The organism is Flavobacterium sp. GNP011 (genome assembly GCF_056428925.1).
The window spans coordinates 28,371-40,386 of record NZ_JBWJVJ010000025.1 but is presented as its reverse complement, the minus strand read 5'-3'; the positions used below and the strand labels follow the sequence as shown (position 1 = coordinate 40,386).

The 12,016-nt window shown below is 33.0% G+C and carries 16 protein-coding genes; 3 read left to right on the top strand and 13 right to left on the bottom strand.

Annotated features, from left to right (window positions below; translation table 11 throughout):
- Positions 1-156: 156 nt before the first annotated feature.
- From AC061E_RS15680 to AC061E_RS15670, 3 genes are read right to left on the bottom strand one after another with little or no spacing between them, the layout of a single operon-like run.
- On the bottom strand, positions 157-627 hold the full coding sequence (locus AC061E_RS15680) for a hypothetical protein (protein ID WP_478287088.1): 471 nt from the start codon (positions 625-627) through the stop codon (positions 157-159).
- A gap of 34 nt (positions 628-661) precedes the next feature.
- On the bottom strand, positions 662-958 hold the full coding sequence (locus tag AC061E_RS15675; RefSeq protein ID WP_158728109.1) for a DciA family protein: 297 nt from the start codon (positions 956-958) through the stop codon (positions 662-664).
- Positions 939-1,379, bottom strand: coding sequence for a lipocalin family protein (locus tag AC061E_RS15670; protein ID WP_478287087.1), 441 nt, complete (start codon positions 1,377-1,379; stop codon positions 939-941). Before AC061E_RS15670 ends, AC061E_RS15675 begins: the two co-directional genes overlap by 20 nt.
- Positions 1,380-1,607: 228 nt before the next feature.
- On the opposite strand from AC061E_RS15670, the gene AC061E_RS15665 reads away from it, so the two are divergent.
- Complete coding sequence (locus AC061E_RS15665; protein WP_478287086.1) at positions 1,608-2,687, top strand: serine hydrolase domain-containing protein; 1,080 nt, start codon at positions 1,608-1,610, stop codon at positions 2,685-2,687.
- 190 nt (positions 2,688-2,877) lie between these two features.
- Here the strand turns inward: AC061E_RS15665 and ftsY are convergent, their stop codons facing one another.
- The 10 genes from ftsY to AC061E_RS15615 all read right to left on the bottom strand — a co-directional run bounded on the left by ftsY (position 2,878) and on the right by AC061E_RS15615 (position 10,617).
- The gene (ftsY, locus tag AC061E_RS15660) at positions 2,878-3,831 is read right to left on the bottom strand and encodes a signal recognition particle-docking protein FtsY (RefSeq protein ID WP_478287085.1); all 954 of its coding nucleotides are present in this window, start codon (positions 3,829-3,831) and stop codon (positions 2,878-2,880) included.
- A 125-nt stretch (positions 3,832-3,956) separates the two neighbouring features.
- Complete coding sequence (locus tag AC061E_RS15655; RefSeq protein ID WP_082014152.1) at positions 3,957-4,109, bottom strand: DUF4295 domain-containing protein; 153 nt, start codon at positions 4,107-4,109, stop codon at positions 3,957-3,959.
- Between the two features lie 71 nt (positions 4,110-4,180).
- Positions 4,181-4,363, bottom strand: coding sequence for a 50S ribosomal protein L33 (gene rpmG, locus AC061E_RS15650; RefSeq protein WP_007805817.1), 183 nt, complete (start codon positions 4,361-4,363; stop codon positions 4,181-4,183).
- Between the two features lie 27 nt (positions 4,364-4,390).
- Positions 4,391-4,627: a 50S ribosomal protein L28 gene (gene rpmB / locus AC061E_RS15645; RefSeq protein ID WP_024980263.1), complete on the bottom strand. Its 237-nt coding sequence runs from the start codon at positions 4,625-4,627 to the stop codon at positions 4,391-4,393.
- 75 nt (positions 4,628-4,702) lie between these two features.
- On the bottom strand, positions 4,703-5,953 hold the full coding sequence (locus AC061E_RS15640; protein ID WP_478287084.1) for a CinA family nicotinamide mononucleotide deamidase-related protein: 1,251 nt from the start codon (positions 5,951-5,953) through the stop codon (positions 4,703-4,705).
- A 145-nt stretch (positions 5,954-6,098) separates the two neighbouring features.
- Complete coding sequence (locus AC061E_RS15635; RefSeq protein WP_144892818.1) at positions 6,099-6,443, bottom strand: Hpt domain-containing protein; 345 nt, start codon at positions 6,441-6,443, stop codon at positions 6,099-6,101.
- Positions 6,443-7,054, bottom strand: a complete 612-nt coding sequence (locus AC061E_RS15630) for a fumarylacetoacetate hydrolase family protein (RefSeq protein ID WP_478287083.1) — start codon at positions 7,052-7,054, stop codon at positions 6,443-6,445. Before AC061E_RS15630 ends, AC061E_RS15635 begins: the two co-directional genes overlap by 1 nt.
- A gap of 39 nt (positions 7,055-7,093) precedes the next feature.
- On the bottom strand, positions 7,094-7,870 hold the full coding sequence (locus AC061E_RS15625; RefSeq protein ID WP_478287082.1) for an exonuclease domain-containing protein: 777 nt from the start codon (positions 7,868-7,870) through the stop codon (positions 7,094-7,096).
- Between the two features lie 140 nt (positions 7,871-8,010).
- Positions 8,011-9,321, bottom strand: coding sequence for a dihydrolipoamide acetyltransferase family protein (locus tag AC061E_RS15620; RefSeq protein WP_478287081.1), 1,311 nt, complete (start codon positions 9,319-9,321; stop codon positions 8,011-8,013).
- 84 nt (positions 9,322-9,405) lie between these two features.
- Positions 9,406-10,617, bottom strand: a complete 1,212-nt coding sequence (locus tag AC061E_RS15615) for a glycosyltransferase family 2 protein (RefSeq protein WP_478287080.1) — start codon at positions 10,615-10,617, stop codon at positions 9,406-9,408.
- Positions 10,618-10,747: 130 nt separating this feature from the next.
- On the opposite strand from AC061E_RS15615, the gene AC061E_RS15610 reads away from it, so the two are divergent.
- Together AC061E_RS15610 and AC061E_RS15605 are read left to right on the top strand one after the other, a co-directional pair.
- On the top strand, positions 10,748-11,251 hold the full coding sequence (locus AC061E_RS15610) for an RNA polymerase sigma factor (protein ID WP_144892825.1): 504 nt from the start codon (positions 10,748-10,750) through the stop codon (positions 11,249-11,251).
- On the top strand, positions 11,248-11,856 hold the full coding sequence (locus tag AC061E_RS15605) for a DUF8845 family protein (protein WP_478287079.1): 609 nt from the start codon (positions 11,248-11,250) through the stop codon (positions 11,854-11,856). The genes AC061E_RS15610 and AC061E_RS15605 overlap by 4 nt, the downstream gene beginning before the upstream one ends.
- Positions 11,857-12,016: the final 160 nt, after the last annotated feature.

Below are 12,016 nucleotides of genomic sequence, written 5' to 3'. Positions count from 1 at the left end.
CTCTCTTCCAGCAAAATGGAAAGCACCTTCAATAGCTGCATTTTGCTGGAAGAGAGCAATTCTAGTATTCTGTTTTTATATGTCACAGTTAACAGTGACATATAAAAACAGAAAATCCCGTTTCAATTATGAAACGGGATTTTTTTTATTCCATATTTATCTAAATAGTTCAGAGCTTTCTACCTTAAAATTAGGATTTCTTTCTCCAAGATCAATTAGTTTTTCTTTCAAAATCAACTTTAATTGCTCAAAATTACTGTGATAAAAACTAGAAATACTACCTACTCTTTTTCCATCTTTAAGAATAAAAATAGATTCGTAAACACCTCCCTTTGCTGATTCTACTATGGTTATAAAACCATCTAATGTTTTTAAATCATAGCCTATGGATTTCCCTAATCCAAAATAACGTTTTATAATTACAGTATTACCATCAATTTCCACTTTAAAAGCTCTAGTTCTTAAAACTGTCAACCAAAAAAAGAAAACAAATAATAAAAATAAAACAGGTAAAACCATATCCGCTACCGGAGATGTAGCCGAAAGATAAATAACCAAAGGTGGTAATATTGTAATATTAAAAACTAAAAAAATTACTAAAAATTTAAATTTAGATTGTATACGCATCAGAACAAAAATTTAATTATTAGCTTAAAAAAGTCTATCTCAAAACTACATCTTTCACCACATCGCGTCTTAATTCCTCATTGATCATTTTAACAATTTTAGACTTTCCGTGACTTAATTCCTCTCGTAATACAGATGAAGTCAACTCTACATATAACGTACTTCCTTTCAAAACTACATTATTCGTGTAGCTATTTACACCATTCCCCATAAGATTTTTCCAAGCATCTTTCACATCAATTTGATCCATGCCAGGTTGCAACTTATTCACTTGGATTATTTGTTTCAAAACATCCCCTATTGTACTTTGGTTATTTAGTCGTTTTGCCATCACCAATCAAGTTTATTTCTGTCGCTCTTTTATAGTGGTATTCCGTATTGTCTTTATTCAACAATACTAACTCTGTATCAGTAAGTGTAATAATTTCCTCACTCCATTTCATGTAAGCCGTTGTGTAATCCAAGAAAACACCGTCTGCTGTATAACGTACCGATACTTTTTCAAACACATCATTAACCAAAAAAGTACCATTAAGCTGCGGCATCACTTTTTTACGAATCCCCTTATTATTCACAATTTTGAAATAATCATAAACCTCATTCATGCGGTATTCCTTATCATCAATGGAGTCAAAAACTACATTCTCCACCTCCCAATACCCGTTTATTTTAGCTAAATCAGCCGGCACAACTTTTTGCGAACAAGAAACTAATGCTAAAAAAGCTACAATAATACAAACCGTTTTTTTCATAAAATATTTTTTTTTGGAGCTATTTCCTGCTTTTCGTTGCAATCTTTTTTCCCGCAAAAAAAGCGGTAAAAAAGGATTTCACTGCAATCAGGGCTAGTAGCGTAACAAATTATAAAGCACTAATCTCTTTACAAAGTTACTCTTAAAAAATGCAAACAAAAAAAATAGTTATCCTTCCATTAAACTAATTACTATCTTTAACATCCTATTAGTAAAAACCACCCCAAAATGACAAAGACAACAACTTTTATTGCATTTGTTCTCCTACTAATGAGTTGCAGTTCAGAACCTAGAGAAGCCACTACTCCAGTCACAACTCAGGATAAAATTTACTTTCCACCCATGAACAGCACAACTTGGGAAACAAAAACAGTAGCAAGCTTAGGATGGAAAACAGCTGCAGTGCAACCTTTACTAGATTATTTAGAACTTAAAAACACCAAATCATTTATAATTTTAGTAGACGGAAAAATAGTTTTAGAAAACTATTTTAATGGTCATACCGCAAATTCCTTATGGTATTGGGCTAGTGCTGGTAAAACACTCACAACAACAGTAACTGGAATCGCTCAAGATGAAGGCTTAATTAACATCAATAATAAAGTTTCAGATTATTTAGGAACAGGATGGACAAGCGCACCATTAGCCAAAGAAAACCTTATCACCTGCAAAAACTTACTTTGTATGGACTCCGGATTAAACGAAACCTTAGGATCTGATGTATCACCCGCAAATTTACAATATGTTGCTGATGCAGGCTCTAGATGGGCATACCACAACGTTTATGTAAAACTTCAAGATGTAATTGCTAGAACAAGCGGACAAACGTGGAGCAATTATTTCAATATAAAACTTAGAGACCGAATAGGAATGACTGGTGGCAGCTGGATTAATTCTGATGGACTCAGCGTTTACTGGAGTACAACAAGAAACATGGCCCGATTTGGACTCCTAGCATTGAACAAAGGAAAATGGGACGAAACAAGAATTGTCAGTGAAACTTTTATGAATCAAGCTGCAAACACATCACAAAACACAAATCTTTCTTATGGCTACATGTGGTGGCTAAACGGGAAAACTTCATACAAATTACCACAAGTATCGCTCACATTTCCAGGAAGTCTTATCCCTTCAGCTCCTGCAGACATGTATAGCGCACTAGGCAAAAACGATCAAAAAATATATATCGTGCCTAGTAAAAAAATGGTTGTGATACGTATGGGCGAAGTTGTAAATCCTGACAATCCGACTTTTGGACTATCCGACTTTGATGCAGTTTTATGGCAAAAAATCAGTGCTTTATTCTAATTATTTAGATTGCATCCTCCTTAAAAGACCCAATACAAAAAACACTAAACCCAATAAAAGTAATGCATAATATAATGTCACATTTATTTCTCTGGTAACATTTGCTAAAACAAAAGAAATAATACTAACTAAATAAAGATACATGGGAGAAATATTTTTCAAGAAAGAAAAATTCATAACAAACTAGCTATTATTTGAAAAAACTATCTACAAACTCCAATTTGTTAAAAACTTGAAGATCCTCAATACCTTCACCTACTCCTATATATTTTACTGGAATTTGAAACTGATCAGAAATTCCGATAACAACTCCGCCTTTTGCAGTTCCATCAAGTTTAGTAACAGCTAAACAACTCACCTCGGTAGCTGCTGTAAATTGTTTTGCTTGTTCAAAAGCATTTTGTCCAGTAGATCCATCAAGAACTAATAGAACATCATGTGGCGAATCGGCAACCACTTTTTGCATCACACGCTTCACCTTAGACAATTCATTCATCAAATTGATTTTATTGTGTAAACGTCCTGCTGTATCAATAATTACAATATCTGCTTTTTGAGCCACCGCCGATTGCAAAGTATCAAAAGCCACCGAAGCCGGATCACTTCCCATTTCTTGCCTCACAATAGGAACTCCTACACGATCAGCCCAAATTTGCAATTGATCTATCGCAGCGGCACGAAACGTATCTGCAGCACCCAAAACTACATTATATCCTTGCTTTTTGAATTGATATGCTAATTTACCAATAGTCGTAGTTTTCCCTACTCCATTTACACCTACCACCATAATTACGTATGGTTTTTTGTCTGCTGGAATAACAAACTCAGATGACTCACCGGTATTAGTTTCAGAAAGTAAGCCAGCAATTTCTTCTCTCAAAATTTGGTTCAACTCTGAGATACCTAAATACTTATCTGATGCTACTCGCTTTTCAATTCTACTAATGATTTTCAACGTAGTACTTACTCCCACATCAGAGGCAACAAGAATTTCTTCTAGATTATCCAGAACTTCATCATCAACTTTAGACTTTCCTGCGACAGCCTTCGTAAGCTTTGAAAAGAAATTTGTTTTTGACTTTTCTAAACCTTTGTCTAGTATCTCTTTTTTCTCTGATGAAAATATTTTTTTAAAAAAACTCATTGTAAGTAGGGTATAAAATGAACTATAAGTCTTAAAAAACACTTGGTTTTTTTTCGGGGTAAATATAGAAAATAAAAAAGCTACTTCCGAATGAAAGTAGCTTTTCTATAAATTATCTCTGTTAATTATTTCTTTTTCAAGAACTCATCAACAGCTTCAGGAGTCATAATAGATTCTACGAATGTATACGCACCTGTTTTAGGAGATTTTACCATTTTGATGGCTTTTGATAATCTCTTAGAAGATGTTTGTAACGATGCTACGGTTTTCTTTGCCATGATTCAAATGTTATTTAAATTTTAATTAGGTTTGAAACGTAAACATTTTAACCTTTTAAAATTTGTAATTATTACTTAATTTCTTTGTGAACAGTTACACGCTTCAAGATTGGATTAAATTTTTTAATCTCTAATCTATCCGGAGTATTTTTTTTGTTCTTAGTAGTGATGTATCTCGAAGTACCTGCAACACCAGTTGTTTTGTGTTCTGTACATTCTAAAATTACTTGGATTCTATTACCTTTCTTTGCCATCTTGCTATATATTTATTGTGGAACGGATTATTTAATAAATCCTTCTGACTGAGCTTTTTTCAAAACAGCAGCAATTCCATTTTTATTAATTGTTTTTATCGTAGATGCAGCTACTCTTAGAGTAATCCATCTATCTTCTTCTGGAAGATAAAAACGCTTTTTAACTAAGTTCACAGAAAATTTTCTCTTAGTTTTGTTCATAGCGTGAGAAACGTTATTTCCTACCATCGCTCTTTTACCTGTAAGGTCACAAACTCTTGACATTATACTTATCTTTTATCGTTAATCAAAATCAGGGTGCAAAGAAAAGAAAAATAAACCTATTAACCAACAATAATTTTACACAATTTTCAAAATTTCTTTATACACTAGCTCTAAACTTTTTATTACAGCCCTATCTATCACTTTTTCACGGGGTTGGCCAAAATTAAATTCCTCAACAATTATTTCACTTGGCGTAGCAATTGCTATAAAAACAGTTCCAATTTCGGCATTCGAATCTCCTTTTAGAGGCCCAGCGTTTCCAGTTGTAGCAATTGCATAATCTGTTTTCATTATAGCTTTTACACTTGCTGCCATAGCAGAGACTACTTCTTTACTCACCACCGAATGAGCTTCGATGTCCTGCTTAGAGACTCCAAGTACATCTATTTTAGCTTGTGTATCATAAGTAACCACGCCACCTTTAAAATATTTTGACGCTCCAGCAGCAGCAGTTAATACCTGTGCAATTTTACCACCAGTGCAACTTTCGGCTGTTGCAATTGTTTTATTATGCTTTGTAAATAGTGATCCCAGGACAACTTCCAGCGTTTCATCATCATCAAAACCCACAATAATATCCTTGATAATCTCAGTTACTGAATTTACATTTTCCTGAATAGCAGCTTCTAGAATTTCTTTATCAGTCCCGCGTGCCGTCAATCGTAAACGCACTCTTCCTGGCGCTGGCAAGTAGGCTAATTTTATAAAAGCAGGCAATCCATTTTCCCATGCTTCAATACGCTCAGCCACTACACTTTCACCTTGACCATAAGTCAAAATGGTTTTGTGGATAATGTAAGGACGTTTGTATTCTTGTACAATCTTTGGAATTATTTCATGTTCCACCAAATATTTCATTTCATAAGGAACTCCTGGAAGTGAAATGTAAACTGTGTTTTCTTTTTTAATCCACATCCCAGGTGCCGTACCTACTTGATTATGCAACACAATACATTTTGATGGAACTAGAGCTTGATCTTTGTTTACTTGTGAAGCTGACCTATTCATAACCCGCTCAATAAGCGCTACAACATGCTTTTCAACATCTTGATTGACTATTAATTCATCTTCAAAGTAATCACAAAACGTTTTCTTTGTAATGTCATCTTTTGTAGGCCCTAACCCTCCCGTAAGCAAGACAAAATCAACAGTGTTTTGCAATCTTGACAAGGTTTGTAAAATATGGTTTTTATCATCACTTATAGATAACATTTCTATTGTTTCGATTCCAATTCTATCTAGAGCCTTAGCTATAAATCCCGAATTAGTATCTGTAATTTGACCAATTAATATTTCGTCACCTATTGTAACTATGGTTGCTTTCATTAGTAAATTTTAATTATTTAATTATCGTCTTGGATTTTAAGAACTAATACCAATTTATCATCTTATTGTTCCAAAATAAAAATACAACTTTACAGATATTGTTTATAAAAAAAGTGACCCGAAAAGGTCACTTTTTTTATAATATTTACACATCAAAATCTTTTTTGATTTCTTTCACCGCATCATTGACTTGGTTTTTAACACTTTTAAAAGTCTCTTTTATATCTTTCTTTTTCCCTTCAGCTTTTGTCCAGGCTTCAATTTGTAAAATTTCTTCAAAAGCAACATTCATTCCCATTAAATCCAGAGTTGGCTTTATCTTGTGTGCATACGCGTAAGCATGCTTGTGGTCTTTCTTCTTTATTCCTTCTTTAATTTGTAGTAAATCCTCAGGAACCTCTGTAACAAACAAAGTCAATATCTCATTGACAAATTCTGGGTCATTATCTGAAAGTGCGTACACTTTTGATAGGTTGTAATGTATAGCCATTATTTTACTTGTATTCTAAATAGTTGTTGTCCTTCTAAAAACCCCTCTAAAACGTCATCTTGATTTACAGCTGCTACTCCTTCTGGAGTTCCTGTAAAAATTACATCGCCAATTTTAAGCGTAAAAAATTGTGAAACGTAAGACACCAATTCATCAATTTTCCAAAGCATCAAGCTTGAATCTCCATTTTGAACTGATTTTCCATTTTTAAGAAGTTCAAATGTAATATTTTCTAATGAAGAAAATTTACTTTTAGGTAAAAAATCTCCTAAAACAGCTGAACCATCAAACGCCTTTGCTTTTTCCCATGGCAATCCTTTCGACTTTAATTTCTCTTGTAAATCACGTGCTGTAAAATCAATCCCAACACTTATTTCATCATAGTATTTATGAGCAAACTTAGGTTCAATGTATTTACCAACCTTACTAATTTTAACAATCAACTCGATTTCATGATGCACATCATTTGAAAATTCAGGAATAACAAAAGGATGTTGTTTTAATAAAATAGCCGAATCTGGTTTTAAAAAAACAACAGGCTCCGATGGCTTTTCATTATGCAACTCTGCGATATGATTGGTATAATTTCTACCGATACAGATTATTTTCATTTCTTAATTAAAAAATTTAATGATTGAAAGATTCAAAAATTAGCTTAATTTATTGTTCAGTTTTCGAAGTTTAATCGCCGTTAAAACCTTCTTTGTATACAAAGGGAAATCAGCATTTTGAATCCAACTAAAATAGCCTGGTTCTGTTTCTAACACCTTTTCTACTTTGACACCTTTATGTTTTCCAAAGGTAAAAATCTCTTCATTATCCTTGTCAAATGCTATCATTCCTGCAAAATCGGCAATTTTCTTGCGAGTTGTAAATTCAGACAACGATTTCATGTCATTTTCCAATTCTGGATAACGATCTAATTGCGCTTTCAAAATCTCGTAAGTAGCCATGGTATCAGCTTCTGCTGAATGCGCATTTTCTAGAGCTTTACCGCAATAAAATTTTAATGCAGCACTAAGTGTGCGCTCTTCCATTTTATGAAAAACAGTTTGCACATCAACTGAAACTCTATTTTTCATGTCAAAATCTAATCCTGCACGAAGTAATTCTTCGGCTAATAAAGGAATATCAAAACGATCCGAATTAAATCCAGCCAAATCGCTGTCTTTTATCATATTATACACCTGCGTTGCCAGCTCTTTAAAAGTTGGTTCATTAGCTACTTTTTCATCAGTAATTCCGTGAACCGCTGTAGTTTGTGCCGGAATAGGAATAGTAGGATTTACGAGCCACGTTTTACTTTCCTTATTTCCGTTTGGAAAAACTTTGAATATTGAAATTTCTACAATTCGGTCTTTTCCAATATCAATACCTGTGGTTTCAAGATCGAAAAAGCAAATTGGCTTATTGAGTTTTAGTTCCATTTTTTGTTTTTGAATGTGGCAAATATAAAAATTTGGAGTTAATTCCAAAGCTAAACAAAGACTAATAAAAGCAGAATAAAAAATAAAACCCCTGATAGACTTTTATATCAATCAGGGGTTTCAATTATGATTTAAGTAATTTAAACAGCTCTATCAGCATCAAAAGCCTCTAAATATTCAGCTACACGTTTCACAAAACTACCTCCCAATGCACCATCAACTACTCTATGATCATAGCTGTGTGATAAAAACATTTTTTGACGAATACCTATAAAGTCTCCTTCCGGGGTTTCAATAACAGCCGGTACTTTACGAATAGCTCCAAGGGCAAGAATACCTACTTGTGGCTGGTTTATAATTGGCGTACCAAAAACACTTCCAAAAGTCCCAACATTAGTAACAGTATAGGTTCCTCCTTGAGTATCATCTGGTTTTAATTTACCCATTTTTGCACGGTTCCCTAAATCGTTTACCGCTTTTGCCATTCCTACTAAATTCAACTGGTCAGCATTTTTAATAACCGGAACAATCAAGTTACCATTTGGTAAGGCAGCAGCCATTCCTAAGTTTATATTCTTTTTCTTGATGATGTAATCGCCATCAACAGAAATATTCATACCTGGAAAATCTTTTAAAGCTTTGGCTACAGCCTCCATAAATATAGGAGTATAAGTAAGCTTTTCACCTTCACGCTTTTCAAATACGTTTTTATTTTTCTCTCTCCATTTTACAATATTCGTAACATCAACCTCTATAAAAGATTGTACATGCGCTGATGTTTGAACTGAAGCTACCATATAACCCGAAATTAACTTTCGCATACGATCCATTTCAATAACTTCATCACCACCGTTTACAGAAACTGGTACCGCTTTTTGAGCTACAGGCACCGCAGCAGCAAGAATAACTTTCTCTACAACTGGAGCAGGTGAAGCAACTACTGGCTGGTTGCCTCTATTTTTTACATAATCTAGAATGTCATTTTTAGTAACTCTACCCTCTTTCCCTGTACCAGCAATAGATTCAAGTTCTGCAAGAGAAACACCTTCTTCTTTTGCAATATTCTTAACAAGCGGCGACAAGAATTTTTCTGAATTAGAAAAATCTACTGGCGCAGCAATGGTATTTTTTACAGTCTCAACTTCTTTTTCAATTGAAGTAGCTGCCACAGGTATAGCAACTGCCGCTTCAGTACTTACACCATCAGGACCTTCTGTTTCAATGATTGCGATGGTTTGACCTACTTGTACCAAATCATCTTTACCAAAAAGTTGTTCTACAAGAACTCCCGAAACCTCACTTGGCACCTCACTATCTACTTTATCAGTAGCAATCTCTAGTACCGCTTCATCAGCTTCAATCTTGTCTCCAACTTCTTTTAACCAGTTGGTAATAGTTGCTTCTGCAACGCTTTCTCCCATTTTTGGAAGTTTTAATTCATATCTTGCCATATTATTAACCTAAAAGGTGATATTGATTTTCAGTTTGCGAAATTACTAAATATTTCAAATATAAATTACATTAAATATAATTTTTTACGTCATTTTAACCACTTCGCCACGTGATGTACTATTATTACTTCCTATTAAAAAATCGGTAGCTTTTGGCTTAATTTTAAAAGTTATTCGTTGGTTAAATCCCTCTTTCTTTGAAGATTCCTGAATCGCGATACAATCCTTAAAAGATATAAATTCATTATCAAGGATGATTTCAACATTAGTTTCCTCTTTCACTATTGACGAAAGTAGCATTTTTTCTGTTTTTAAATCATGAAATTTTACTTTTTTTTGTAACGAGCGTTCCATTTTTTGAAGCAAACTTTGATCATTGGAAAACAAAATATATTTAGGAGAAATTGTTTCTTTTGTTTTCTGAAATAAGGAATTACCTTGTAAAGTCTTGTATGCGGTAAAAACAGAGACGCCTATTTTCATAAAAACAGCAAGCAACCACTCTTTTATCCTAAAAATAGATTTTGCATTACTAAAATGTTTGTTGTAAAAAAAATACATCGCCTCTGAAAATCGCCTCATATACAAGCCATCTTTATGAGTACTTTCTCCTTTATAATGAATAACAGTAGTTGCACCAAAGTAATAATTATTATATCCCGCTTTTAGCGACATGTATGACAAATCAATATCATCTGAATACATGAAACAAACTTCGTCAAATCCTCCTAATTCTAAATACAACTTTCGTTTTAAAAGCATAAAAGCACCCACTAAAACATCAACTTTCCCAGTTTGCTCTTCCTGCAAATGGTTTGCATAGTACTTGCCTAAGATTTTAGATTTAGGGAAAAGTTTATACAGACCCGCAATCTTTGTAAAAGCTACAAACGGAGTTGGAACACCTCGTTTACTCTCTGGAAGAAAACCACCAGAACCATCAATTAGCTTACAACCTACAATCCCTAAATGATCTTTTTGACTAGCAAATTCTAGAATTTTTAAAAAAGTATCTTCAGCCACAACCGTGTCTGGATTTAGAATACAAACATACTCTCCTGAAGCATGATCGACACCTATATTATTCCCTTTTGGAAAACCTACATTCAATTTGTTTTGAATTAACTTCACCGATGGAAATCGTTGCAACACCATTGCACAACTATCATCGACAGAATTATTATCAATCACAATTATCTCTGCGTCAACACCTTCAATTGCTTTTTGAACACTGATTAAACAAAGCTCTAGAAAGTACCGAACATTGTAATTAAGAATAATAACAGATAGTAACATGTGACAAATGTACAGAGAAAAACAAATAATAGAAACTTGAATATTATTTATCAATATTGCTCGAATAAAATTTGACAACAAAAAACATATTTTGTGTAACAAAAAACATTAACTCTCCACTAACGTAATTATGAGTGAAAAACTAGAACAGACTTTTGTGCAACTTTTGCAAGAAAACCAGAATATAATCCACAAGATTTGTAGGTTGTATACTAATGGTGAAGATGCGCATAAAGATTTGTTCCAAGAAATTACGATTCAGTTATGGAAAGCTTTCCCTAAGTTCCGAGGAGACAGTAAATTTTCTACTTGGGCTTATCGCGTAGCCTTAAATACAGCCATCACCCTATATCGTAAAACAAAACGTTCCATAAGTACTGTGGAGTTTGAAGGCAGGCAACATTTTCTTAATGATGTAGAATATGACTATGAAGAGGAAGAACAATTAAAATTAATGTACAAAGCGGTTTATCAATTGAATGATATTGAAAAAGCATTAATCTTCATGTATCTTGAAGACAAAGACTACCAAGAAATATCCGAAACATTGGGAATTAGCGAAGTAAACGCAAGAGTAAAAATGAATAGAATAAAAGGGAAATTAAAAAAAATATTAAATCCATTAGAAGCATGAAAGAACTGGATTTACTCAAAAAAGACTGGCAAAAAGAAGGAAATACTTTTGAACAAGTCTCTACAAACGACATTTATGTGATGATTCACAAAAAATCATCTTCATTAGTGAAGTGGATACTAATTGTTAGCATTTTAGAATTTTTAATTTTAAATGGCATATCTATTTTTATCAGTAGCAAAGAATATGATGCTTTTGTAATTGCTCACCCCATAATAAAAACCCTTGAACTCATTAATTACGTTGTGATTTTTGGTTTTATAATCCTGTTCTACAAAAATTACAAATCCATTTCAACCTTAAATTCGGCAAAAGATTTAATTAAAAAGATATTAAAAACAAGAAAAGTAGTTACGTACTACATTTTTTGGAATATCATTTTTGGTGGACTAACAGGTACTTACGTTGGCTTGCAAGGTTTCAATGAAGGTATGAAAGATGCTAATACAAATGCGGATGTTTTAGACACCTCAAATATTATGGTGGTACTGGTTTTTGGATTATTTTTAATGGGCTTTATTTGGTGCTTTTATAAGTTAGTTTATGGCACTTTCTTATCCAGATTAAGCAAAAATTACAGCGAATTAAAAAAAATTGACTTGTAAAAAAAATCAAATTATAATCTAAGATTATCACCTTTAAAATAAATTAGAAATAATCCAAGCAAATTTCACTTGCTTCAACTTCAACAAAACAATTATTTATAAAACAATACATACACAACTATTGTTTGTATTTTTGTAATGGACTATATTTGCATTCTTA

Bases quoted from the DNA above. Each gene is read 5' to 3' on its own strand.
- AC061E_RS15680 (WP_478287088.1), bottom strand. From the start codon at position 627: ATGCGTATACAATCTAAATTTAAATTTTTAGTAATTTTTTTAGTTTTT.
- AC061E_RS15675 (WP_158728109.1), bottom strand. From the start codon at position 958: ATGGCAAAACGACTAAATAACCAAAGTACAATAGGGGATGTTTTGAAA.
- AC061E_RS15670 (WP_478287087.1), bottom strand. From the start codon at position 1,379: ATGAAAAAAACGGTTTGTATTATTGTAGCTTTTTTAGCATTAGTTTCT.
- AC061E_RS15665 (WP_478287086.1), top strand. From the start codon at position 1,608: ATGACAAAGACAACAACTTTTATTGCATTTGTTCTCCTACTAATGAGT.
- ftsY (WP_478287085.1), bottom strand. From the start codon at position 3,831: ATGAGTTTTTTTAAAAAAATATTTTCATCAGAGAAAAAAGAGATACTA.
- AC061E_RS15655 (WP_082014152.1), bottom strand. From the start codon at position 4,109: ATGGCAAAGAAAACCGTAGCATCGTTACAAACATCTTCTAAGAGATTA.
- rpmG (WP_007805817.1), bottom strand. From the start codon at position 4,363: ATGGCAAAGAAAGGTAATAGAATCCAAGTAATTTTAGAATGTACAGAA.
- rpmB (WP_024980263.1), bottom strand. From the start codon at position 4,627: ATGTCAAGAGTTTGTGACCTTACAGGTAAAAGAGCGATGGTAGGAAAT.
- AC061E_RS15640 (WP_478287084.1), bottom strand. From the start codon at position 5,953: ATGAAAGCAACCATAGTTACAATAGGTGACGAAATATTAATTGGTCAA.
- AC061E_RS15635 (WP_144892818.1), bottom strand. From the start codon at position 6,443: ATGGCTATACATTACAACCTATCAAAAGTGTACGCACTTTCAGATAAT.
- AC061E_RS15630 (WP_478287083.1), bottom strand. From the start codon at position 7,054: ATGAAAATAATCTGTATCGGTAGAAATTATACCAATCATATCGCAGAG.
- AC061E_RS15625 (WP_478287082.1), bottom strand. From the start codon at position 7,870: ATGGAACTAAAACTCAATAAGCCAATTTGCTTTTTCGATCTTGAAACC.
- AC061E_RS15620 (WP_478287081.1), bottom strand. From the start codon at position 9,321: ATGGCAAGATATGAATTAAAACTTCCAAAAATGGGAGAAAGCGTTGCA.
- AC061E_RS15615 (WP_478287080.1), bottom strand. From the start codon at position 10,617: ATGTTACTATCTGTTATTATTCTTAATTACAATGTTCGGTACTTTCTA.
- AC061E_RS15610 (WP_144892825.1), top strand. From the start codon at position 10,748: ATGAGTGAAAAACTAGAACAGACTTTTGTGCAACTTTTGCAAGAAAAC.
- AC061E_RS15605 (WP_478287079.1), top strand. From the start codon at position 11,248: ATGAAAGAACTGGATTTACTCAAAAAAGACTGGCAAAAAGAAGGAAAT.